Origin of the sequence: Sorangium sp. So ce375 (genome assembly GCF_051473855.1) — a bacterium.
In the GTDB taxonomy this organism is placed as follows: Bacteria; Myxococcota_A; Polyangia; order Polyangiales; family Polyangiaceae; genus Sorangium.
On the sequence record NZ_CP150335.1, the window covers coordinates 12,460,662 to 12,482,037 of the forward strand.

Below are 21,376 nucleotides of genomic sequence, written 5' to 3' on the forward strand. Positions count from 1 at the left end.
AGGTGGCCGCGCGCGTGGCGTCAGGCGACGCCGAGCAGCGCCTTGCCCACGATGTCGCGGATCGCGGGGCCGGACAGGGCCATGACGGGGCCGCTCATCGCGTCGCGAAGGTGGCGCTCGATGGGGCGGGTGCGCATGTACCCGGCGCCGCCGGCGATCTCCAGGGCCGAGGTGGCGATGGCCACCGCGGCCTCGTTGGCCACCACCTTGGATTGCAGCTGCAGGAGGCCGTAGCTCGGGTCGCCCGCGTCGAGGGCGGCGGCCGTGCGCATGGCGAGGGCGCGCGCGGCTTCGAGGCGCGTGCTCATGTCGGCCACGGCGAACTGCACCCATTGCAGCTCGGCGATGGGCCGGTCGCCCGGCGGCAGGACCCGCTCCCTGGCGTAGGCCACGGCCGCGGCCATGGCGGCCTCGGCGATGCCGACGGAGAGCCAGGCGAGGCCGTTGGGGATGGGGTTGGGCGCCAGCGGATCGATCGCGAGCCGCCGCGACTCGGGCAGGAGCGTGCCCTGGAAGCGGACGATCTGGCTGCGCGTGGCCCGCATGCCGAGCGTGTCCCAGACGGGCTCGATGGCGATCGAGTCGTCCCTGTCGATGAGGAAGAACGCGGGCTGGCCGTCGCAGACCGCGGCCGTGAAGAAGTAGTCGGCGTGCTCGCACCCGGTGACGAAGCGCTTCTCGCCGGTCAGGCGATAGCCGCCCTCGGCCTTCTGGGCCACCTGGCGCGGCACGAGGAACATGTTGCCGCTGGTGGGCTCGGAGAGCGCGTTGCCGACCCACGCGCCGCGGCGGATCGCCTGCTCGAAGCGGGACCGCTCGTCGGGGGCCGTCAGGGCGGGGTACACGGACCTGGCGCCCTGGTGCATGAGCCACGCCGTGGCGAACGACGCATCGCCCCGCGCGAGGATGGCGACGATGCGGCCGAAGGTGAGCCACGAGCAGGGCGCGCGGGCGGCGTCGTCGCCGGCGGCCCCGCCGAGCAGCGCCGTGTTGATCGGTGAGCGGATCGTGGCGGCCAGCCCCTCGATCGGGAAGGTGGTGTCCCGGTCGTGCCGGGCCGCGTGCTCGGCGAGGATCGCCGAGATCCGCTCGGCCTCGGCGAGGAGCTCGTCGGCCTGCCTCGCGTCGTCTTTCTGTGCATTCATGGGGTCGCTCCTCCGGGGCGCTGCGATCACCGTCCGTCCGGCGGCTGCACGTCGCGCGGGTGGAGCGGGGCCGCCCCGGTCTCCACACAATCGCAGATCTGGCAGCCGTTCTTGTCGGTTACGCAGCGGATGTTGGAGCACATCGGGCGATACTCGGTCGGGCAGGTACCCTGCGCGCCCCTCGAGCCCGGCGCGGTGGTCGCGGGGGACACCGCCGGGCACGGCGAGAAGCCGTAGTTGCAGGCGTGTCCGCACCCGAGGGCGCCGCCCGCGGCGAGCGCGGCGAGCGCGGCGAGCAGCACGAGCAACATGTCGGAGCGGACGGCGCGCGCCGTGACGCAGCGCCGCGCGGGGGCCGGCCTGGTGCGGCCCTCGCCCGGCCCGGCGGCGTCCCGCGCGCCGGAGAGCCGCTCCCGCTCCCGACGGGCCGAAGGGCGCGCCTCGGAGCCGCCTGGCGAGCGGTCCTCCAGCGCGCCGGTCTGTGCGTGGTTGATACCGAGCATTGTCCGCCGTTTTCGTCGAAGCGCGGAGCCCCCCCGAGCCTGCAACATGATCATCGTATGAAGGTCCGCCCTCGCTGGCAATCGGGCGCATCCCCCGCTTCCGGCGCCGCCGGCGGCGCGCGCGCTGGCCGATGTGGATGAGCCTGGGCGGCGGCAGATGCGCCTTCCTCCTCGAGCTCCCCTCCTTGATGGCAGGCCTCACGCCTGGGCGTGCTGATAGAACGGATGTCCTGGCACGTTGAGGTTCAGGAAGGTGATCTTCTCGTTCAACCAGTGATCCCGCCGGGCGGCGTCGCCGCGCTCCTCGTGATAGCGCGCGAGCAGGTCGTAGCTCGACAGGGAGCCCAGGTCGTGATCGTGGAACGCCTTCCGGAACAGGTCCTCTGCGGCGCCCTGGCGGCCGCCGCCCACCAGCGCGTCCGCGGCGCGGCAGAGCTCCGCGAAGCGCTCCTCCGAGAGACGCGGCTTGTCCCTCAGCGCGTCCGGATCGAGGAACTCCCGGGAGACGAGCGCTTCCAGCGCTCCGCTCATGTAGCAGTCGAGGATCAGGTGGATACGGACCTCCGAGCCGCGGTTGCAGGCGCCATGGCGCGTCTGGTGAGGAGACAGCTTCCAGAGAAAGCCGCTCTTCATGTGGACCGAGCGCGACGGCAGGACGATGAGCGCGTCCGGGTTGGTCTTCAGGGGAACGTGCAGCCGCAGCCTGGGGACGCGGCTCAGGTTGTGAGCCCCGTAGTCGGTGTGCTCCCACAGGAACGCGTCGGGATCGAGCCGCAGGAGCCTGACCCACATCAGCTGGAGGCCTGACCCCTCGATGAAGGCGCGGACCCGGGGCAGCTGCAGGACGACCTCGGTGGGGACGGGCGTGCAGTCGGCGAGATCGTTCTCCTGCGAGTCTCCGCTCGCGTTGTAGAGCGCGGCCGTCTTCCACCCGCCGGATTGATACCGCGAGTAGTTCTCGGTCCACGGGATGTCGGCGCGCGCCACGTCGTCGAGCATGCCGCCTACGACGTCGCGGGGGATCTCTCGGAGCTGGGACGTGTACTTCAGCATGAAGCCTCCATTCGGCGGAGCCCGGCGGAAGGGGGTGACGGGCGAGCCACGCCTGTCCACGTGGATAGGCCGCTGCGGCGCGCGCCGCGGCGAACTGGCGTCATCCCGGGCGCGCCGCTGTTACTACTACAGCAACTTAATTGCAAAATGAATCAAGCGCACACAGTGAAGATGTTCGAGCGGCGAAGAATAAATGCAAACGAGTTGCGTTTTCTTGGGTCCCGTTGTACATGGAGGCCGAGGAGAGGACAGGTGAGCATGTCGGCAGCTTCTGCCCTGGCCGCCTCCCCGGCCTCGTCCGCCCTGGCCGAGGCAGCGTGGGAGCTCGTGGAGGTGGGTCGTTTCTTGAGCTTGCGCGGGTTCGTGCCGGCGACGAGCGGCAATTTCTCGCGCCGGCTGGACGCGTGGACCGCGGCTGTCACGCGCTCGGGCGTGGACAAGGGTGAGCTGACCGAGGCCGAGATCCTGGCGGCAGACATTCACGCGCCGCCGCCGCCGGGCTCGTCGGCGGAGACGCCGCTGCACCTCCACCTTTATCGCGAGCGCCCCGAGGTGGGCGCCGTGCTGCACACCCACTCGGTGGTCAGCGCGCTCCTGTCCTCGCTGCGCGAGCCCGAGGGGGCGATCGCGCTGCGCGGCCTCGAGCTGCTCAAGGCGCTGGGCGACACGCGCACCCACGAGGCGACCGTCGTGATCCCCGTCTTTTCAAACGACCAGGACGTCCCCCGGCTCGCCGAGCGCGTGTCCGCGGAGCTGGCCCGCCGCCCGGAGGCGGTGGGCTACCTCATCGCGGGTCACGGGCTCTATGCCTGGGGCCGATCCGTGCGCGAGGCGCGCCGCCACACGGTGGCGCTGGAACACCTGCTCACCTGCGAGCTCGAAAAGATGAGGCTCTTTCGATGAGTCACCTGACCATCTATCCTGAGGACCAGCCGGACCAGCCGTCGGGTGTGTACACCGATCTCGACGACATCTGCCGCGAGCTCGGCGCCGTCGGCGTCCGCTTCGAGCGCGTCGACGCTTCCATTCCGCTGCCGGACGGCGCCGGCCAGGAGGAGGTGCTCGCCGCCTACCGCCACGTGGTGGAGGTCGAGCGCGCGGCGCACGGCTACGAGATCGTGGACGTGGTGCGCATGAGGCCGGACGCGCCGAACGCGGAGCAGGCGCGGAAGAAGTTCCTGTCCGAGCACACGCACACCGAGGACGAGTCCCGTATCCTGGTGGAGGGCAGCGGCTGCTTCTACCTCCACGCCGGGCAGCGGGTGCTCCAGATCGTGTGTACGCGCGGCGATCTCATCAGCGTGCCCGCCGAGATGCGGCACTGGTTCGACATGGGATCTCGGCCCCTGTTCACGGCGATCCGCTTCTTCGAGCGTCCGGAGGGCTGGGTGGGTAACTTCACGGGGAGCGACATCGCGGACCGGTTCCCCAGGTACGCGCCGTGAGCGCGGTGCGCGCGGTCGTCACCGACATCGAGGGGACGACGAGCTCCATCGCCTTCGTGAAGGAGGTCCTCTTCCCCTTCGCCCGGCAGCGCCTCCCTGCCTTCGTGGCGTCGCGCCGGGACGACCCGGCGGTGCGCCGGCACCTCGACGAGGCGCGGGCGCTCGCCGGCGACGTGGCGCCGGGCGACGAGGGCACCGTGGCGCTCTTGCTGGGCTGGATGGACGAGGACCGCAAGGTCACGCCGCTCAAGGCGCTGCAGGGGCTCCTCTGGGCCGAGGGCTACGCGCGGGGCGAGCTCACAGGGCACGTCCACGCGGACGCGGCGGCGGCCCTGCGGGCCTGGCACGCGCGCGGGCTCCGCCTGTACGTCTACTCGTCCGGCTCGATCGCTGCGCAAAAGCTGCTGTTCGGCCACACGGCCCACGGCGACCTGACACCGCTGTTCTCCGGCTACTTCGACACCACGACCGGCCCGAAGGTGGAGCCTCGGTCGTATGCCCTCATCGCCCGGGAGCTCGATCTGCTGCCTGCAGGCATCCTCTTCCTGTCGGACAGCGTGGCCGAGCTCCGCGCGGCCCGCGACGCCGGGCTGCGCACCGCGTGCCTGGATCGGGGCGAGGCGCCCATCACCCCTGGGCACGGCCACCCCGTGTTCACGAGCTTCGAACGCCTCGATCCGTCCGCGCTCCCGCGCAGCGAGCGGATGGATGGCCCAATAGCGTGAGTCGAACAGAGCAGAGCATTGACTCTCCGTGCTGCAGCGCAACGCGGACAGGGCGCGCGTTGGTGAGGAACGTGGCGCCGCTCCTCGGCAGCCACCAGGGCCCCTGCCGCCACGGCTGCCAGACGGCGTTGGACAGCGCGATCGTCACCGCCCCGGAGGCGCGCGATCCCGCGCTCGTCGAGCGGCTCTACGCGGTGGCCGGCCGGGTGCTGCGCCGATGAAGGTCCTTGGCAAGCCGATGCGATCCATCTGGGTCGAGGCCGACGGCTGGTCCATCGGTGTCATCGACCAGACCCGGCTGCCGCACCACTTCGCGACGGTGCGGCTGGCCACGGCGGGCGACGCCGCGCGCGCGATCCGCGGCATGCTGGTGCGCGGAGCGCCCCTCATCGGCGCCACGGCCGCCTACGGGGTGTGCCTCGCGCTGCGGCAGGATGCGTCCGATGGGGCGCTGGAGCAGGCGTACGCGCTGCTCGTCGGCGCGCGCCCCACGGCGGTGAACCTGCGGTGGGCGCTCGACGAGGTGCGGCGCTCCGTGGCGCCGCTGCCGCCGCCCGAGCGCGTGGCCGCCGCTTACCGGCGCGCGGCGGCGCTGTGCGATGAGGATGTCGCCATCAACCGCGCGATCGGCGAGCACGGGCTGAGGCTCCTCCAGGAGGTCTGCGAGCGCAGAGGGCGCGCGGGGCCCGTGAACGTGCTCACCCACTGCAATGCGGGGTGGCTGGCCACCGTGGACTGGGGCACGGCGCTCTCGCCGATCTACATGGCGCACGACGCGGGCATCCCCGTGCACGTCTGGGTGGACGAGACGCGGCCGCGGAACCAGGGCGCCGGCCTGACGGCGTGGGAGCTGGGCCAGCACGGCGTGCCGCACACCGTCATCGCCGACAACGCGGGGGGCCACCTCATGCAGCATGGCCTGGTGGACCTGTGCATCGTGGGCACAGACCGCACGACGGCCCGCGGCGACGTGGCGAACAAGATCGGCACTTACCTGAAGGCGCTCGCGGCCAGGGACAATGACGTGCCCTTCTACGTGGCGCTCCCGTCGCCGACCATCGACTGGGCCCTTCACGACGGCGTGCGCGAGATCCCTATCGAGGAGCGGGACCCCTCGGAGCTCTGCGACGTCGCAGGGCGGTTGCCCTCCGGCGCGCTGGCGACGGTGCGTATCACCCCGCCGGGCAGCCCGGCGGCCAACCACGCCTTCGACGTGACGCCCGCGAGGCTGGTCACGGCGCTCATCACCGAGCGCGGGGTGTGCGAGGCCTCGTCGGGCGGGCTGCTGTCGCTCTTCCCGGAGCGGGCGCGCGCGGGCGCCTGAGGGGCGCGGGGCGCCGCGCCTCAGACCCGGCGCAGCCGCTCCGCCGCGCGCTCGAGCGTCTCGTCCCGCTTGGCGAAGCAGAACCGCAGGACGGGCCCGGGCTCCACGCCGGACAGGAACGGGGAGATCGGGATCGAGGCGACGCCGTGCTCGCGGATGAGGCGCAGCGCGAAATCGGCGTCTCGCTCCGTCGTGATCTCGGAATAGTCAACGAGCTGGAAATACGTGCCTTCGCACGGCAGGGGGCGCAGCCGCGAGCCCTCGATGAGCTTCAGGAACCGGTCGCGCTTTGCCTGGTAGAAGGGGGCGAGATCGGCGGCGAGCGGATCGTGCGCCACGACCTCGGCATATGCGAGCTGGATGGCCGCGTTCACCGCGAAGGTCACGAACTGATGCACCCGCTGGATCTCGGCCGAGAGCGGCTGCGGCGCCGCGCAGTAGCCGACCTTCCACCCGGTCGTGTGGTACGTCTTCCCGAACGAGCTGATGACCACGGAGCGGTCGGCCAGCTCCGGATACCGCGCGAGGCTCTCGTGCCGGCGCCCGTCGAAGAGGATGTGCTCGTACACCTCGTCGCCGACGACGAGGGCGTCGGTCCCTTCCAGCACCCGCGCGAGCTCGCGCATGTCGTCGGCCGACAGCATCGTTCCGGTCGGGTTGTGCGGCGAGTTGATGAGCAGGAGCCGGGTCCGCGGCGTGATCGCGCGCCGCACCTCGTCCCAGTCGACGCGGTAGTCCGGAAAGCGGAGCGTGACGAACACGGGCGTGCCGCCGTTCAGCAGCACGGCCGGCGCGTACGAGTCGTAGCAAGGCTGGAAAAGGATGACCTCGTCCCCGGGCCGGACGAACGCGGTCAGCGTGCTGAAGATGCCCTCGGTCGCCCCCGAGGTGATCGTGATCTCGGTCGTCGGGTCGTAGCGGCGGCCGTAGATCCGCTCGATCTTCGTGGAGAGAGCCTCGCGCAAGGCCAGCACGCCCTGCATGGGGGCATACTGGTTGTGGCCGGCGCGCATGTGGCGGGCGACCGTCTCGACCAGCTCTGGCGCGCAGTCGAAATCCGGGAAGCCCTGCGACAGGTTGATGGCGCCGTGCTCGTTCGCGAGGCGCGTCATCACCGTGAAGATGCTGACGCCGGTCGACGGCAGCTTCGATGGGATCGCAGGGTTGAACATGATGGGCTCCTCGGCCAGATCCTGACAGGCCGGGACCTTAGCATGTCACCGCTTCAGCCGGCGATCCGGTCGTGCCCCGGCCGCTCCGCGATGATGACCGAGTTGATCACCTCGTCGTGCGGATGGATCTCCAGGAGCGGCTCGAAAGGCGCCATTCCATGGATGTCGACCTCGGGGTAGAGCAGCGTGCGTAGTCGCTGCGAGCTGCGGACGAGGAGCAGCGCGCCCGGGCGCATCACCCCGTGGAGGTGGTGGAGCAGCCGGGTCTTCTCGCGCCGATTCATGCCGACGAGCGCGGCGAGGAACACGCAGTCGAACTCCGAGAGGTCGGAGCAGGCCAGGGCGTCGGCGCAGATGAACCTGAGCTTCTCCGAGAGCCCGAGCCGGCGCGCGAGCGCGCGGGCGTCGGCGCACGCCTCCTCGTCGACGTCGATGTTGCTGACCGGGAAGCCGAGGCGCTCGGCGAGCAGGATCGAGGTGAAGGGAAGCGGACCGGCGCCGATGAACAGCACGCGCCGCGGCGGCTCGTCGCGCACGCCCAGCAGGCCGGAGAGCTCGAGCCGGGTCAGCTTCTCGTAATTCACGGCGTACGGGAAGCTCCGGAGCTCGGCCGCCGGGTCGTCCGCGGCGGCGATGCGCCGCGTCCAGTGGCGCTCCAGCTCGTACTCGCCGCGCGAGCAGATGCGCCACAGGCCCTCCCGGATCGCGCTCACGGCGGGATCTCCGAGCACCACGTCGGCCTCGCCGCGCGAGCGCGACATGGAGATGCTCACGAGCTCGCTGAACAGGTGGTTCACCCGCTGGCTCGGCTCGAGGGAGCCCAGGGTCGCGAGCTCTTGGTAGATGCGGTGAATGCGTGTCGGAAGCGAAGAATCGATGACCGTGTTCATGAGGTCCTCCAGATCAGCGGAGCCGTTCGTCAGGATCGGTGTGCCAGGCCAAGGGAGCGGCGCTCCCCTCGATGGTCCGGGAAGAGGGCTCGCGAGCGGCTCGACCATCGACTCCATGAGGACCCCCTTCCTGAGCAACGTGCCCCCTTCGAATTCACGGCGCCGCGACCGACAGGTGGCAGGGAGCGCGAGCGGTGGCGCCGGAGGGCCCACCGGGGATGGCGGGAGATCAGGCGCGATCTCGCCGGGCGTGCCGTCTGATCTCGAGGCCAGGCGCGCCGCGCGCGAGGGCTTCTCCGCGCGGCTCCGGAGGCCGCTGTGTCGCGAGCATGACGGGACCGCCGGCGAGCTCGCCGACGCTGGCAGGCCACTTATGCGTCATTGGAAACTAAATGTCAATTGCAAATGAGTTGCATTTAGTGGGCGCGAGCGCTGCGCCAAGGCTGTCATTTCCCGTCCTGCTGCGCCTGGGATCAGGCGGCCCGCGACGGCGCGAGGTGCGGCGCCTGGCGCCGGAGGATGCCCTCGGCCGTGTACAGGCGGGAGAACAGGTTGCGGGTGGCCGGGTCCGGATCCTCCCAGAGCCTTCTCAAGTAGTTCGGGTCGACGAGGCCGGCGCTGCTCAGCACGCAGCCCTGGTCGAAGAGGATGGCGGCCCTGTCCGCGAACGGCCTCGAGAACCACATCTCCGCGGGGATGGGGAACCCTTGCTTCTTGCGCGAGGCGATCACCGGGGGCACGAGATCGACGAGGGCGTGCTTGTAGATTCCCTTCTCGGAGCCGCCCTGCTGCTTCAGCTTGCTCTGGAAATCGAAGGCGACGCGGGCGAGCTCGGTGCTGGCGAGGGGCGAACGGGCCTCGACGCTGTGGCGCATGCTGATGAGGTCCATCTGCCGGAACTCGTAGACGACGAGCCGGCCGTGGAAGTGCAGGAGCTGGACGGCCTGCAGGCTGTCGAGCGGCCAGTCGCTGTAGAGCGAGAGGATCTGGCGGTATTTTCGGGTCGTCAGGCGCGCGGCGTCGTGGTGCGGCATGAGCTGCCTCAGGTCGGTCTTGCCGGACCAGTGAAAGGTGGCGAAGTAGCGCTCGGCGAGCTCGGGGAGGGGCACGTCCGCCATCGCCCGGCCATAGGAGTACCCGTCGAAGATCTCGTCAGGCCCGCTCCCGGAGAAGATCACGCGCGTCTCTCGCCCTGCCTCCTCGAAGAGCCGGATGAGGCAGGGCGCCTCCTGAGACCCGAGCGGCTCCCCGGCGGTCTCGATCCACCGGTCGAGGTAAGCGCAGTAGTCGGTGTCCGACAGGGTGATCTCGGTGTGCTGCGTGGCGTGCTCGCGCGCGAGCGCTCTCGAATAGGCGAACTCGTCAAAGACGCTGGTGCTCCTCGGGAGGAGCTGACCCGTCGGCTGAAAGCCGATGGAGAACGTCCTCATCGGCAGGCCGGCGCGGCGGGCCGCCGAGAGGACCGCCGTGGAGTCGATGCCGCCGCTCAGCAGGAGACCGTAGGGGACCTCCAGGTCAAACGTCCTGCGGCATCCGTCGATGACCGCGTCCCTGATGTCCTGCCGGATCGCGGGGACGTCGGTCCTCGCCAGGTCGCCGCGCGGGATCCGGTAGAAGCGCCCCGTCTCTTGCCGCTCGGGCGTCCTGGTCAGCCAGGTGCCGGACTCGAGCTTGCGGATCTGCCGGACGTGTGTGGCGCTGCCCAGGATGAAGCGGTGCGCGGTGAACTCCGCGAGGCCGTCGAGGTCCCAGTCCTTTTTGCGGTAGGGGTCCTTGATGAGCGGGTCGATCTCCGAGGCGAAGACGAGGGCGTCGTCGTCCTCCCACAGGTAAACGGTCTTCTGTCCGGTGGGATCGCAGGCGATGAGCCCCGTCTGCGTCGCGCTGTCGAACAGGGCGAAGGCGAACATGCCCTCGAGCTGCTCCACGCAGGCGAGCCCCCAGGCATCGTACGCCGCGATGATGACCTCGGTGTCCGAGGCGGTTTTGAACGGGAACCCCGACAGCCGCGCGCGCAGGTCGCGGTGGTTGTAGATCTCGCCGTTGAAGACGATGGCGAGGCGCTGATCGTCCGAGGTGAGCGGCATGTCCGCGCCGGGGTTCCCGGCGTCGGTGATGCGCAGCCGGTTGCTGCCGAGGAGAGCCCAGCTCGCGCATTGCAGGCTGCCCCGCGCGTCCGGCCCGCGGTGGTGCATCGCCTCGAGGAGCGACGCCATCTCGTCGTGCTGCGCGGCGCCGATGGGCCGCTTCTTGTTGAAGATGCCAGCGATCGAACACATCGAGCACTCTCCTGGAGCTGGGACCGGAACGTGACGTGAAGTGACGTGAAGTGACGTGAAGTGACGTGACGCGGAGCGCGGCCCAGAGGCGCGCGTCAGGCGATGACGGGCTCCCGACGGCGCGCCGGGAACGCCAGGGGCAGGAGCCTCGGGAGCGCCAGGTGGAGATAGACGGAGCGCGTCAGGCTGAACAGGACGAAGGCCATCCAGAGCCCGTGGTTGCCCCAGCGGGCCGAGGCGACAGGCCAGGTGGCGAAGAAGACCAGGGTGGCCGCGAGCAGCGAGTTGCGGACGGGGCCGGCCCGCGTCGCGCCCGTGAAGACGCACTCGAGGATCATGCTCCAGAAGATCGCGACCGGGAACAGGACCATCCAGATGAAGTAGCGGCCCGTCATCTGCGCGATCGATTCCAGCGGCGTGAACAGCCCCAGGATGGCCGGCTGCGCGGCGAGGCACGCGAGGCTGATGGCGAGCGCGGACAGCGATGCCGTCCAGAACGAGAGCCGGATCGTGCCGTGGAAGCGCTCCTGGGACTGGGCCCCTATCGCCTGGCCTACGAGCATGCCCGCGGTGTTCCCGAGCCCGCCCAGCCCGGTGGAGATGACGAGCTGCATGTGCATCAGGATCGCGTTGACGGCCAGGACCTCGGGGCCGAGGAGCGCGCTCTGGCGGGTGATCCAGCCGAAGACGCCGAGCAGGCAGGTCGTGCGCACGAGGACATCGCCGTTCACGCGCCACATGCGGGTGATGGCGCGGAGATCGGCGAGGTGCTGCCACCTTATCGGGACTCCGCGCAGGTGGCCCTTGCGCCAGATCACCAGGATTCCGACGACGACTTTGGTCACCTCGGCCAGCACGGTGGCCCAGGCGACGCCGCTCACCCCGAGGTCGAGCGCCGTGACGAAGGTGACGGTGAGGGCCAGGTTGAGCAGATCCATCCCGATATAGAGCAGCGTCACCCAACGCACCTCGGCCATGCCGATGAGCCAGCCCGCGACCACGTAGCCCATCAGCACTGCGGGAGCCCCCCAGATGCGCGCCTCGTAATAGGCCGCCGCGTGGGACGCGACCTGTCCGTGGGCCCCCATCAAATCGATGCCGGCGGCCCCGAGGGGGCCCTGCAGCAGCACGAAGACGCAGCCGACCAGGCCCGCGGAGACCAGCGGACGAAATAGCTGCAACGTGGCCTCCTGGCGATCTTCGGCGCCGCGCGCCTGGGCAGTGAAGCCGCTCGTGCTCGTCCGGAAGAAGCCGAGGAGCCAGTAAAGGGTGTTGAAGATCTGGCTGCCGACGGCGACTCCACCCATCGTGGCCGCGTCGCCGAAGTGCCCCATGACGGCGGTGTCGGTGGCGTTCATGATGGGCCCCGACAGGCCAGCGAGGGTCAGGGGGAGGGCGAGCTTCCAGTACGATCCGAAGCTCAATGCCTCCTGGTGGGGCTGCGTGCGGTGCTGGGCCATCGGTCAAGCTCTCGTCACAACGTGAGGTTCAGCGTGAATCCAACGAGAAGGAGAGGAGGTGTGTCAGGATCTTGTCGTAGGGAGCGGACCAGGTCTTCCGCCTCAGGAGCTCGGGCCTGAAGCCCCTGCGGATCGCGTGCCCCGTGATGCCCTGGAGGTTGCTTGCGTTCGAGAGCACGGTGATGACCTCTCCCCCCGGCGCGAGCAGCTCTCGAGAGGCGATCTCGTCGAAGAAGCGCACCATGATCGCGGAGCCCGAGAAATTGACCCGCGTGAGATAGGGATCGTCGGAGCGCAGCGGGTTCGCGGGCGGGTTGAAGACGATCACGTCGGCGCGCCGCCCGGGCGGAAGTGCGGAGAAGAGATCCGAGACCAGGAAGTGGTGCCTCCCGGGGTCGCGCGCGCCCGTGTGCCGCTCGAAGCTCGCGAGGCTCGACGCGACGCTCGCTTCATGGATGTCCATCGCGTAGATCTCGCGGGCGCCGCGCTGCCGCGCGAGGACGGGCTCGACGCCCGCCCCGCACCCCATCACGACGACCGAGGCGCCCTGCGTCTCGACGAGCCCGTCGTGGAGGGCGTCGAAGATCACCTCGCTCGTCCCGCCCGGCACGAGGACGCCGGAGGGGACCGCGAACTCTAGCCCGCGGTACACGTAATCGCCTCCCAGGACCTTGGTGCCCCGGTTGACCTGCTCGATCTCCTCGGCGGAGAGCATGGGCGGCAGCGAGAGATAGAATCGTCGGAGCGGCTCGGCGAGCGCGGCGATCTCGCGACCGTCCAGCGTCAGCCCGTGAATGTCCTCGATCCGCGGCGTTCGATTGTCCATGGCTCAGGTCTCCCGTGCTTTCCTGTCGCGGGTCAGCAGCATGTAAGGCTCGCTCGACGGTTCCTGGCCGGCGGTCGGCCGGGCAGATCCCTTGCGCGAGGCGCTCGAGTCTTCCGGCCACGGCGTCGCGTCGATGCGGCGGGCGGCCAGCGGGATCGTGGCGCCGAGCAGCGCGAGGACGCCGAGCAGGCCGGCGAGGCCGGAGAGGTGCAAGGGCCGCGGGGCGCCGCCTTCGCGGTGGCGCGGGACGTCGTCGATGTCGAACGCGGCGAGGCCCCTGTAGTTGAAGATGAGCGGATAGAAGTACTGCTTGAGCTGCTCGTGATAGGCCGCCATGCTGTCCCTGAACGCGAGCTCCGTGGCCATGTCCGCGCCCGCCATCCGGTCGAGCACGAGCTCCAGCGCGAGCGGCGGCAGGACGAGCGCGGCCCGCGCGGTCCACTGCTCACGGCGCGCGAGCGCCGCGTGGTAGTCCTCGATTTGTCGGGCGACGTGCGCGTCGCCCATCTCGTGCATGGCGTAATACCAGGGCCAGGAGAAGCGATCTTCCGGTACAGGGGTCTGGGCCCACTCGGGCCGACGCGCGAAGAACGGGTCGAGGGTCGCGCGCTTCGGCCGGTCCCAGCCGGCGTTCATCTCCTGCCGCTGCGTGAGCGTGAGCTCGACGCCGCCGCGCGCGGGAGAGGCGGTGATGATCGCGAGGTTGACGAGCGCGGGGAGCAAGACGCACCAGGCGATCCAGACGCCCACGAGCGAGATCGCGTTCCACGTGGACGATCGGCGCAGCGAGGCCACGAGGAACACGAGGACGAACCAGAGCGCGATGTACGCGAGCGACGCGAGCGTGAAGGCGCCGGCGCGCGCGTCGAGCGGGAGGCCGAGCCAGGCGATGGCGAAGGCGAGCAGCGCGAGCGCGACGGCCGAGACGAGCCCGGCGCGCAGCGCGAGCCGGAGGGCGAGCACGCGGGACAGGCGCGTCGGCTGGGAGCAGACGAGCGCCTCGGTGCCGAGGTCGTCATCGCGCGAGCGGACATCGTAGCTCACGCCGATGATGAAGAGCGGGACGAGGAAGATGAGGACGAACCCGTAATCGAAGGTGCCGGAGAGCTGCTTCAGCGGGTTGGCGATGTCGGTCTTGTAGAGCTGCGGCACGAGGCCGATGAAGCGCAGGTGACGGCTGTACGGGTGCACGTCGCGCAGGCCGGTCGAGAGCGCCGTCCACTCGTTCGGCTCGTGCGCGACCGGCATCGCGAGGTAGTAGAGGACGAGGCCGAGATCGTCCTCCGGCGCGTGTGTCTTGCGGAGGTAGCGCTCCTCCTCCCGGAGCGCCGGCTCGAGCGCCGCGATGACCTCGCGCTCGTGGGAGACGCGGGCCGCGCCGTCGACGATGGCGGCGACGCCGGCGACGAGCAGGAGCGCGGCGGCGACGAGGACCATCCGCGCGCGGAGCATCTGGCGGAGCTCCAGGCGCGCACGCGAGGGAAAACGCGCGAGAAGACGAGCGAGAAACGAGCTCATGACGCCTCTCCCTGGCGGCGGGTGAAGAGCGCGACGGCGAGCGAGAGCGCCGCCGCCCACGCGAGCACCGCGAGGCCGGCGGGCGTCACGCGGGACAGCGCCCACGCGGCGGGAGGCCTCCTGTGCTGGAAGGGGTCGAACTCGTTCCACTCCGCCCGATCGACCCGCTGCGCCTTGTCGTTGTGCCAGCGGATCTTCGTGATGTGCAGGTGGTTCAGGTGCTGGATGAAGGCATAGCGGTACGCCTCGGCCTGCTCCTCGAAGTCGCCGAGGTGGTGGGCGTCGGTGCCGGCGATCCCCATCGAGAACGACCGGATCGCGAGCAGCGGCGTGAACAGGCCGGCGCGGAGCGCGAGCGCGTCCTGGGCGCGGTGCGCCTCGAACAGGCGTGTGTAGTAGTCGTTGAACACCGCCGTCGTGACCTTCTCCCCCTCGCGCATCACCACGCCGCCGTAGTTGACCGGGAGGTCCTCGACGCGCGACGCGCCGTGCTCGGCCAGGGTGCGGCGCCGGAGCTCCTGGAAATGGGGGTTGCTCGGATCGTGGCTGTCTCCGACCTCGCGGATCGCGTGCGCGAGGTCGAGCTCGACCTGGGCGCGCGACGGCGTGGGGTGGAGGCGGCTCGCGGCCTGCGTGGCGAGCCGTGGTACGACGATCCAGAGCGCGACCCACAGGCCGAGGAGCGTCAGGAGCGCGCCCTGCGCGCGGCGGTGGAACGACGAGACGAGCACGCCGAGCGCCGTGCAGGCCGTCAGATAAGCGGCGTAGCCGCCCGCGAGCACGGCGGCGCGGACGAGCGTATCCCGGGACGCGTCGAGCACGCCCGTGAGCAGGGCGCCCGCGAGCGCGAGCGCGAGGAGCGGCGCGAGCCACAGCGCGACGGCGAGCAGCGCGCCGAGGACCTTCCCGGCGACGAGGACGCGCGCGTCGACGCCCTGGGAGACGGCGAGGCGCCATGTCCCCGACTCGCGCTCTCCGGCGACGCTCGCGAACGTCATGCAGAAGATGAGCAGCGGCAGCAGCACCTGGAGGACGAAGGCGGCGCTCGGGGTCCCGAAGCGCGCGAGCTCGCTCGACTGCCCGGCCTCGCTGAAGCTCAGCGGGTTGCGCTGGTGCGGCTCCAGGAAGATCGACGTGCCAGCGAAGGACTCGAGGCCTGGATCGAAGAAGCCGAGCGGGCTCGGGGCGCGGAAGGCGAAGGTGCCGTAATGGGCGGCGCGGTGCGGGTGGCGATCGGGCTGATCGACCCACTGGCGATGGACCAGCTCCTGGAAGGCCGCGCGCTGGCGGGCCTCGTGGGTGTGCCTCGCCGCCTCGAGCAGGAAGGCGGCGACGAGGAGCGCCGCGACGAGCGCGGCGGCGATGCGGACGGTGCGGTTGCGCAGCGCACGGATGGCCTCGTGCCGCGCCGCTGTCGAGAGGGCTCTCATGCGCTGACTCCCTGATGGGCTCGTCGGACCGCGGCGGCGTCAGAAGCGCAAGGTGCCAGTCACGTACGCCGAGCGAGCGTTGCCCGGGTTGTGCTGGGCCCCTGTGGCGCCGAAGTCCTTGTACCAGATGGACGTGTCGTAGGGCTGGTCGAGCAGGTTGTTCACCTCGACGCCGACCGAGATGGCCTCGTCGACCTCGTAGGCCGCGCTCGCGTTGACGGCGACGTAGTCGCCGACCTTCCGCGCGCCGTGCTCCGGGGTGAAGTTCTCCTTGTTCAGGTAGTAATCGCCCTGCGCGTAGAAGAAGAGCGAGACGAGCAGATCCTGCACGGGGTGAACGTCGACTCCCGCCTTGGCGCTGAAGCTCGGGACGTGGTTGAGCTCCTTGCCCTTGTTCGCGGCGAGCGCCGGCCCGGGCTCGACCTGCTCGGAGGAGGTGCGGCTGAACGCGCCCCACACCGAGAGGAAATCGTGCGGCCGCAGCGTGAGCTCGACGTCGAAGCCGCGCCGCACCGTCTCGCCGACGTTCTCCAGGTCGCCGGAGCCGTCGCCCTTGTCCCGCACCTCGCCGCTCGCGCGCTGTTCCCAATAGGCGAGGTGGCTCGTGATCCACGGGAAGACGCTCGACCGATAGCCGATCTCCCAGCCGTCGTTGATCGACGGATCGAGCGGCGTGCCCTGGACGGCATAAGCACCCTTGCCCGTGCCGATCTGGAACGTGCGCCCGTAGTTGGCATACAGGCTCTGCCCCTTCGCCGGCGTGACCATGACGCTCGCCTTCGGCTGCCAGATGAAGCCGTAGTCGTTGAGGTCGTGGTCGACCATGCGGGGCGCCTCGCCCTCGGGCTGCTCCAGGAACCTGCCGGCGCCGGCCAGGCGGTCGGCCCGCAGCGCGGCGACGAGCTTGATCGGCTTGATCGGGCTCGCGCTCGCCTGCACGTAGGAGCCGGCGGCGTGGAGCATGAAGTCCTCGTCGCGGAACGCGGGGCCTCGCCGCTCGCGAGCGACCGTGGGGATGCGCTGGTACCGGTTGTCCTGAAGCTGGTAGTCGACCCCCCACTCGACGGTGAGGCCGAGCGCCCGGGGGTCGCGCGTGCGGTACGTGAGGACCGAGATCGCGCCGTACTGCCGATCGTCCTCGACCCGCAGCTGCTGGTCGAGGTCGGGATCGAACTTCACCCACCGGTCCCGCAGGAACGCCTGCCCGTAGCCCTTCAGCTGCCACGAGAGGCCCCGGCCGAGCTCGTGATCCAGGTGGACGCTCGCGTGGAGGGTCGCCTGCCGGCCGCCGTCGGTCGCCGACTGGGCGGGGGACGCCGTGGGGCGCGAGCGCGCGTCCTCGGCGGACAGGTAGCCTGGGGCGTCGGCGTCGAGGAGCATGCCGCGCAGGATGAGCCCGACCCGGAGCTCCCTGGACGGCTCGTAGAACCACTTGGCCGAGCCCGCGACCTTGTCGGTCCTCGCGTGATCGCGGTAGTTGTCCGAGCCGCGGTAGCCGGCGAAATAGGTCTGGCTCAGCGCGCCGTGCTCGGTCGCGACGAGCGCCTGGGGCTCGACGGTCCAGAAGCTCCCGGCGAGGAGCCGGGCGACGCGCTCATTGCCCCTCTTCCGGGTGATGACATGGATGTTGCCAGCGACGTTGTTCAGGCCGTAGCGCGGGTCGTTCGTGCCCTTGACGACCTCCATGCGCTCGATCTCGAGCGGGAAGACGGCCTTCATGTCGGGGAGGCCGACGTGGTGGTTGCTGGGGATGCCGTCGATGAGGAGCTTCGTGTGGGCGACGTCGCCCTGCGTGTTGAAGCCGCGGAGCCCCACGTCGGCGTTGATGATCCCCTGGTTGAACGACTCGATGGTGACCGCCGGCACGCGCCGGAGCAGCTCGAGCGGCTCGGCCGCGCTCTGCTTCTGGATCTCCTCGCCGCCGAGGACGTCGACCGAGGCGACGACATCGGCGCTGTCGAGCGGGCCGACCCGCTGGCCGATGACGAGGACCTCCTGTCCGAGCGCGGCGGAGGCGTCGAGCGAGAGGAGCGCGGCGAGCGCGGTGGCGAGGCCGGAGGTGCGCGCGCGCGGGGTCATGACAGGGCCTCGGCCGCGGGAGCGGCGGCCGCGCCGCTGCGCGAGGGGAGAGAGGGCGCTGCGTCGCCGGGGGGGTCGAAGTGCCGGCGGTACAGCGCGAGGACATCGGCCTCGGACACGCCGGCGGCGCGCGTGACCTCGACGAGCCGGCCGGCCTTCATGATGCCGATCCGGTGCGCGATGCTCGCGACGGCGCCGAGGTCGTGGGTCACCATCAGCACGGCGGCGCCGCGGTCGCTCTCGCGCCGGATGGCGCTGCAGAGATCGCGGACGGCGCCCGGATCCAGGCCCGACGTCGGCTCGTCGAGGAGCAGGGCGCAGGCGCCCTTCGCCTGAGAGAGGGCGAGGGCGACCTTCTGCCGCATGCCCTTGGAGTAGCCGCTCGCAGGGCGGTGAACGGCGCCCTCGGGCAGCCCGGCCGCCGTGAGCAGCCGCGAGAGCTCCGCGGAGGAGGGCGCGCGCGCCCGCGACAGGCCGAGGAAATAAGCGAGGTTCTCGCAGCCGGTGAGGTGCGGATAGAGCCCCACCTGCTCAGGGACGTAGGCGATCCGCCGCCGCGCCCCGATCGGATCGGCCTCCACGTGGGCGGGGCCCACGTACGCGGCGCCGGAGGAAGGCCGCGTGAAGCCGAGGAAGAGGTTCAGCGTGGTGGTCTTGCCCGCCCCGTTGGGGCCGAGGAGACAGAGCACCTCTCCGGCAGGGACCTCTAGATCGAGCGCGTCGAGCGCGGGGACGCCCCCGTAAGACTTCGAAAGCTTGTTCGCCTTGAGCATGGCTGGGCCGCCGGGGTCATCGCCGCCGGCGGCGCACCGTATGCGATCTGTGTAACCGGAAGTCAATTGCAAATGTGATGCATTTACATCTCGGTAACCTGTGTGCCGCGACGACGCCGCGCGGGCGGTCGACCGGACGACCCTCTCCCTGGGCGACGCGGCGCGAGGCGTGTTCACCGGCGCCTCGCGGCATGTCCGTGCGCTCCGGACGGCCGTGTGGGTCAACCCGGGGAGCGAGGGCGACCGCGCCCTGGCCTGGCTCGAGGCCGGCGCTCTGCCTGAGGCCGGGTACCGGCGCCACGCCGGCGGGCCGCGCCCGTGATAGCGTGCCTCCCGCCGGCGCGGGGGGCGACGCTCTGTTCCCCTGCGCGCGGCAGAGAGGGGGACACCGTGCGGCTGAAGGACAAGATCGCGCTCATCACCGGGGCGAGCAGGGGAATCGGGAGGGCCAGCGCGCTCGCGCTGAGCCGGGAGGGGGCCGTCGTCGTCGGCGTGGCGCGCACCGGGGCGGATCTCTCCGCGCTCGAGCGGGAGATCCGCGCGGCGGGCGGCCGCGCGCTGATGATCGAGGCCGACGTCACCCGCGCGGCCTCCGTCGCCGCGTGCGTGGAGCGGGCGATCCGCGAGCTCGGGAAAATCGACATCCTCGTCAACAACGCGGGCATCGGCGGCTACCGGCCTTTCCTCGAGTGGTCGGAGGAGGACTACGACCGCATCATGGCGACGAACGTGAAGGGGACATGGCTGTTCTGCCGCGAGGTCATCCCCCACATGCGCCGCCAGGGCGGCGGCCACATCATCAACGTCGCCAGCGTCGCCGGCCTGCAGGGCTATCCGAGCGAGGCCATCTACTGCGCCTCCAAGTTCGCGCAGATGGGCTTGACCCAGGCGCTCGATCGCGAGTTCTGGCAGGACAAAATCAAGGTGAGCGCCGTCTGTCCTGGCGGCGTCGAGACCCACTTTGCCCTCGGCGACGGCCGCACGGCCGGATCGGAGCGCATGCAGGGCTTCTCCACCGCGGAGGACGTCGCCGAGGCCGTGGTGCTCGCGGCGCTGCCGCGGGACCGCTCGCGCATCGTGCAGATCGTCATGCGGCCGATGAACGAAGCCACGTAGGTCGTGGGCCGCCTCGCGCGGCGCCGCGCGCGCTCAGACAGCGGCGCGCGGCCTCGCCAGCGTCTCCCAGGCGGCCATCGCGCAGTCGACGATCGCCTGGAGCGCCTCGCGCGAGGCGCCGTCGCGGGCCTGGATGGAGAGGCCCTGGAGCACGGTGCTGTAGAAGGCGGCGAGCGCCGCCGTGTCGGTGCCCGCCGGCACGTCGCCCTCGACGACGCCGCGATCCAGCCGGCGCCGGAGCGCGTCGAGCGCCGCCCGCCGGCACCCGGCCAGGAAGGCGCGCACGCGCTCGTTCTCCGGCGTGCCGAGCGTCGCGGCGAGCACGACCATGCAGCCGCTCGGCTTGCCCGGGGTCACGTACCCCTCCACGTTGTTGCGCAGCATCGCCTCGACCGCCCTGCGCGCCGTCGGCTCGTCGCTCATGGCCCGGTTCGTCGCCGCGCCCTCGACCTCGCTGTAGAGCGCCACGGCCTCGCGAAACAGCGCCTCCTTGCAGCCGAACGCGGCGTAGAGGCTCGGCGAGTTGATGCCCATCGCGGCCGTGAGATCGCTGAGCGAGGTGCCCTCGTAACCCCGCTCCCAGAACACCTCCATCGCCCGCCGCAAGGCGGCGTCCCGATCGAAGCTGCGAGGGCGCCCCCGTCCGACCATCATCGAGACCTTTCTGTGCCGATCGATAAAAAAACCGATTGACCACCGGTCACAGCGCAGAGTATACATTCTGTATCGATCTGTACAGAAAAGAGGTGCTTATGGCTGAGTTTGCAGGCAAGGTGGCGCTGGTGACCGGGGGCAGCCGCGGGATTGGCGCGGCGATCGTCAGGCGGCTGGCGCGGGGCGGGGCGGATGTGGCGCTGACGTACGTGAGCGCCGCGGACAAGGGGCGGGCGGTGATCGCCGACGTCGAGGCGGCGGGCCGGAGGGGGATGGGGATCGCGGCGGACACCGCGGATCCGGCTGCGATCGTCGGCGCGGTCGAGCGGACGGTGGCCGAGCTCGGCCGGCTGGACATCCTCGTCAACAACGCCGGCGTCGCCATCATGGCGCCGCTCGACGCCGTGACGCTCGCGGACCTCGACAAGACGCTGGGGATCCATGTGCGGGGCGTCTTCCTCGCCTCGCAGGCCGCGGCGCGGCACATGGGCGCTGGCGGGCGCATCATCAGCATGGGCAGCTGCCTCGCCGACCGGGTGCCGGGGCCGGGGATCACGCTGTACTCCATGAGCAAGGCCGCGCTGGTCGGCCTCACGAAGGGCCTCGCCCGCGATCTCGGGCCGCGCGGCATCACCGCCAACCTCGTCCAGCCCGGCCCGATCGACACGGACATGAACCCGGCCAACGGCGCTGGTGCGGATATGCAGCGGAGCATGCTCGCGCTCGGCCATTACGGCAGCACCGACGACATCGCCGCCACGGTCGCTCACCTTGCCGGCGAAGGCGGGCGCTTCATCACCGGCGCGACGATCGCCGTCGACGGCGGGTTCGCGGCTTGAGGAGTGACCGCGCGACCCGCGCCCGGCGCGGACCGCGCGGCCATCAGGGCGACTCCAGGCAGGGACGGCGCGACGCCGTCGAGTCGCCGCAGGGGCACCCGCTTCTGTGGACATTGCGCGGCGCGGGCGTCTGCCGGCGAGATCG

20 protein-coding genes and 1 pseudogene are annotated in these 21,376 nt (G+C 70.7%); 8 read left to right on the forward strand and 13 right to left on the reverse strand.

Features of this window, described 5'->3' with window-relative positions; translation table 11 throughout:
* Positions 1-20: 20 nt before the first annotated feature.
* From WME90_RS46265 to WME90_RS46275, 3 genes are all read right to left on the reverse strand, one after another.
* Positions 21-1,145 carry an acyl-CoA dehydrogenase family protein gene (locus WME90_RS46265; protein ID WP_437278507.1) on the reverse strand — a complete coding sequence of 375 codons (1,125 nt, stop codon included), beginning with the start codon at positions 1,143-1,145 and terminating at the stop codon, positions 21-23.
* A gap of 26 nt (positions 1,146-1,171) precedes the next feature.
* Positions 1,172-1,648 (reverse strand): hypothetical protein, encoded by a 477-nt coding sequence (locus WME90_RS46270; protein WP_437278508.1) that lies wholly within the window; start codon positions 1,646-1,648, stop codon positions 1,172-1,174.
* Between the two features lie 198 nt (positions 1,649-1,846).
* A complete protein-coding gene (locus WME90_RS46275; RefSeq protein WP_437278509.1) occupies positions 1,847-2,701 on the reverse strand; it encodes an aspartyl/asparaginyl beta-hydroxylase domain-containing protein in 855 nt (284 codons plus the stop codon).
* A gap of 258 nt (positions 2,702-2,959) precedes the next feature.
* On the opposite strand from WME90_RS46275, the gene WME90_RS46280 reads away from it, so the two are divergent.
* The 5 genes and pseudogenes from WME90_RS46280 to mtnA all read left to right on the forward strand — a co-directional run bounded on the left by WME90_RS46280 (position 2,960) and on the right by mtnA (position 6,195).
* On the forward strand, positions 2,960-3,604 hold the full coding sequence (locus tag WME90_RS46280) for a methylthioribulose 1-phosphate dehydratase (RefSeq protein WP_437278510.1): 645 nt from the start codon (positions 2,960-2,962) through the stop codon (positions 3,602-3,604).
* Positions 3,601-4,146 carry a 1,2-dihydroxy-3-keto-5-methylthiopentene dioxygenase gene (locus WME90_RS46285; protein ID WP_437278511.1) on the forward strand — a complete coding sequence of 182 codons (546 nt, stop codon included), beginning with the start codon at positions 3,601-3,603 and terminating at the stop codon, positions 4,144-4,146. Before WME90_RS46280 ends, WME90_RS46285 begins: the two co-directional genes overlap by 4 nt.
* Entirely contained in the window at positions 4,143-4,871 is a 729-nt protein-coding gene (mtnC, locus tag WME90_RS46290) for an acireductone synthase (RefSeq protein WP_437278512.1), read from the forward strand. Before WME90_RS46285 ends, mtnC begins: the two co-directional genes overlap by 4 nt.
* A gap of 59 nt (positions 4,872-4,930) precedes the next feature.
* Positions 4,931-5,092: pseudogene (locus tag WME90_RS46295) on the forward strand (S-methyl-5'-thioadenosine phosphorylase); the annotation flags it as partial.
* Positions 5,089-6,195: an S-methyl-5-thioribose-1-phosphate isomerase gene (gene mtnA / locus WME90_RS46300; RefSeq protein ID WP_437278513.1), complete on the forward strand. Its 1,107-nt coding sequence runs from the start codon at positions 5,089-5,091 to the stop codon at positions 6,193-6,195. The pseudogene WME90_RS46295 and the gene mtnA, both read left to right, overlap by 4 nt.
* A 20-nt stretch (positions 6,196-6,215) precedes the next feature.
* Here the strand turns inward: mtnA and WME90_RS46305 are convergent, their stop codons facing one another.
* The 9 genes from WME90_RS46305 to WME90_RS46345 all read right to left on the reverse strand — a co-directional run bounded on the left by WME90_RS46305 (position 6,216) and on the right by WME90_RS46345 (position 18,622).
* Positions 6,216-7,367 carry a methionine aminotransferase gene (locus WME90_RS46305; RefSeq protein ID WP_437278514.1) on the reverse strand — a complete coding sequence of 384 codons (1,152 nt, stop codon included), beginning with the start codon at positions 7,365-7,367 and terminating at the stop codon, positions 6,216-6,218.
* A 53-nt stretch (positions 7,368-7,420) separates the two neighbouring features.
* Complete coding sequence (locus WME90_RS46310) at positions 7,421-8,257, reverse strand: nicotianamine synthase family protein (RefSeq protein WP_437278515.1); 837 nt, start codon at positions 8,255-8,257, stop codon at positions 7,421-7,423.
* A 473-nt stretch (positions 8,258-8,730) separates the two neighbouring features.
* On the reverse strand, positions 8,731-10,536 hold the full coding sequence (gene asnB / locus WME90_RS46315) for an asparagine synthase (glutamine-hydrolyzing) (RefSeq protein WP_437278516.1): 1,806 nt from the start codon (positions 10,534-10,536) through the stop codon (positions 8,731-8,733).
* A 95-nt stretch (positions 10,537-10,631) separates the two neighbouring features.
* A complete protein-coding gene (locus WME90_RS46320) occupies positions 10,632-11,996 on the reverse strand; it encodes an MATE family efflux transporter (RefSeq protein WP_437278517.1) in 1,365 nt (454 codons plus the stop codon).
* A 28-nt stretch (positions 11,997-12,024) separates the two neighbouring features.
* Complete coding sequence (locus WME90_RS46325; RefSeq protein WP_437278518.1) at positions 12,025-12,822, reverse strand: methyltransferase; 798 nt, start codon at positions 12,820-12,822, stop codon at positions 12,025-12,027.
* A gap of 3 nt (positions 12,823-12,825) precedes the next feature.
* Positions 12,826-14,340 carry a DUF3526 domain-containing protein gene (locus tag WME90_RS46330; protein WP_437278519.1) on the reverse strand — a complete coding sequence of 505 codons (1,515 nt, stop codon included), beginning with the start codon at positions 14,338-14,340 and terminating at the stop codon, positions 12,826-12,828.
* Positions 14,337-15,770 carry a DUF3526 domain-containing protein gene (locus WME90_RS46335; RefSeq protein ID WP_437278520.1) on the reverse strand — a complete coding sequence of 478 codons (1,434 nt, stop codon included), beginning with the start codon at positions 15,768-15,770 and terminating at the stop codon, positions 14,337-14,339. Before WME90_RS46335 ends, WME90_RS46330 begins: the two co-directional genes overlap by 4 nt.
* A 39-nt stretch (positions 15,771-15,809) precedes the next feature.
* A complete protein-coding gene (locus tag WME90_RS46340) occupies positions 15,810-17,849 on the reverse strand; it encodes a TonB-dependent receptor (RefSeq protein ID WP_437278521.1) in 2,040 nt (679 codons plus the stop codon).
* On the reverse strand, positions 17,846-18,622 hold the full coding sequence (locus WME90_RS46345) for an ABC transporter ATP-binding protein (protein WP_437278522.1): 777 nt from the start codon (positions 18,620-18,622) through the stop codon (positions 17,846-17,848). Before WME90_RS46345 ends, WME90_RS46340 begins: the two co-directional genes overlap by 4 nt.
* A 100-nt stretch (positions 18,623-18,722) precedes the next feature.
* Here WME90_RS46345 and WME90_RS46350 point away from each other — a divergent pair, with 100 nt between their 5' ends.
* Both WME90_RS46350 and WME90_RS46355 read left to right on the forward strand, forming a co-directional pair.
* Positions 18,723-18,944: a hypothetical protein gene (locus WME90_RS46350; RefSeq protein ID WP_437278523.1), complete on the forward strand. Its 222-nt coding sequence runs from the start codon at positions 18,723-18,725 to the stop codon at positions 18,942-18,944.
* A gap of 68 nt (positions 18,945-19,012) precedes the next feature.
* Positions 19,013-19,738: an SDR family oxidoreductase gene (locus WME90_RS46355; protein ID WP_437278524.1), complete on the forward strand. Its 726-nt coding sequence runs from the start codon at positions 19,013-19,015 to the stop codon at positions 19,736-19,738.
* Positions 19,739-19,771: 33 nt separating this feature from the next.
* On the opposite strand, the gene WME90_RS46360 is transcribed toward WME90_RS46355, so the two are convergent.
* The gene (locus tag WME90_RS46360) at positions 19,772-20,389 is read right to left on the reverse strand and encodes a TetR/AcrR family transcriptional regulator (RefSeq protein ID WP_437283750.1); all 618 of its coding nucleotides are present in this window, start codon (positions 20,387-20,389) and stop codon (positions 19,772-19,774) included.
* 101 nt (positions 20,390-20,490) lie between these two features.
* Here WME90_RS46360 and WME90_RS46365 point away from each other — a divergent pair, with 101 nt between their 5' ends.
* On the forward strand, positions 20,491-21,231 hold the full coding sequence (locus WME90_RS46365) for an SDR family NAD(P)-dependent oxidoreductase (protein ID WP_437278525.1): 741 nt from the start codon (positions 20,491-20,493) through the stop codon (positions 21,229-21,231).
* Positions 21,232-21,376: the final 145 nt, after the last annotated feature.

Bases quoted from the DNA above. Each gene is read 5' to 3' on its own strand.
- WME90_RS46265 (WP_437278507.1), bottom strand. From the start codon at position 1,145: ATGAATGCACAGAAAGACGACGCGAGGCAGGCCGACGAGCTCCTCGCC.
- WME90_RS46270 (WP_437278508.1), bottom strand. From the start codon at position 1,648: ATGCTCGGTATCAACCACGCACAGACCGGCGCGCTGGAGGACCGCTCG.
- WME90_RS46275 (WP_437278509.1), bottom strand. From the start codon at position 2,701: ATGCTGAAGTACACGTCCCAGCTCCGAGAGATCCCCCGCGACGTCGTA.
- WME90_RS46280 (WP_437278510.1), top strand. From the start codon at position 2,960: ATGTCGGCAGCTTCTGCCCTGGCCGCCTCCCCGGCCTCGTCCGCCCTG.
- WME90_RS46285 (WP_437278511.1), top strand. From the start codon at position 3,601: ATGAGTCACCTGACCATCTATCCTGAGGACCAGCCGGACCAGCCGTCG.
- mtnA (WP_437278513.1), top strand. From the start codon at position 5,089: ATGAAGGTCCTTGGCAAGCCGATGCGATCCATCTGGGTCGAGGCCGAC.
- WME90_RS46305 (WP_437278514.1), bottom strand. From the start codon at position 7,367: ATGTTCAACCCTGCGATCCCATCGAAGCTGCCGTCGACCGGCGTCAGC.
- WME90_RS46310 (WP_437278515.1), bottom strand. From the start codon at position 8,257: ATGAACACGGTCATCGATTCTTCGCTTCCGACACGCATTCACCGCATC.
- asnB (WP_437278516.1), bottom strand. From the start codon at position 10,536: ATGTGTTCGATCGCTGGCATCTTCAACAAGAAGCGGCCCATCGGCGCC.
- WME90_RS46320 (WP_437278517.1), bottom strand. From the start codon at position 11,996: ATGGCCCAGCACCGCACGCAGCCCCACCAGGAGGCATTGAGCTTCGGA.
- WME90_RS46325 (WP_437278518.1), bottom strand. From the start codon at position 12,822: ATGGACAATCGAACGCCGCGGATCGAGGACATTCACGGGCTGACGCTG.
- WME90_RS46330 (WP_437278519.1), bottom strand. From the start codon at position 14,340: ATGAGCTCGTTTCTCGCTCGTCTTCTCGCGCGTTTTCCCTCGCGTGCG.
- WME90_RS46335 (WP_437278520.1), bottom strand. From the start codon at position 15,770: ATGAGAGCCCTCTCGACAGCGGCGCGGCACGAGGCCATCCGTGCGCTG.
- WME90_RS46340 (WP_437278521.1), bottom strand. From the start codon at position 17,849: ATGACCCCGCGCGCGCGCACCTCCGGCCTCGCCACCGCGCTCGCCGCG.
- WME90_RS46345 (WP_437278522.1), bottom strand. From the start codon at position 18,622: ATGCTCAAGGCGAACAAGCTTTCGAAGTCTTACGGGGGCGTCCCCGCG.
- WME90_RS46360 (WP_437283750.1), bottom strand. From the start codon at position 20,389: ATGGTCGGACGGGGGCGCCCTCGCAGCTTCGATCGGGACGCCGCCTTG.
- WME90_RS46365 (WP_437278525.1), top strand. From the start codon at position 20,491: ATGGCTGAGTTTGCAGGCAAGGTGGCGCTGGTGACCGGGGGCAGCCGC.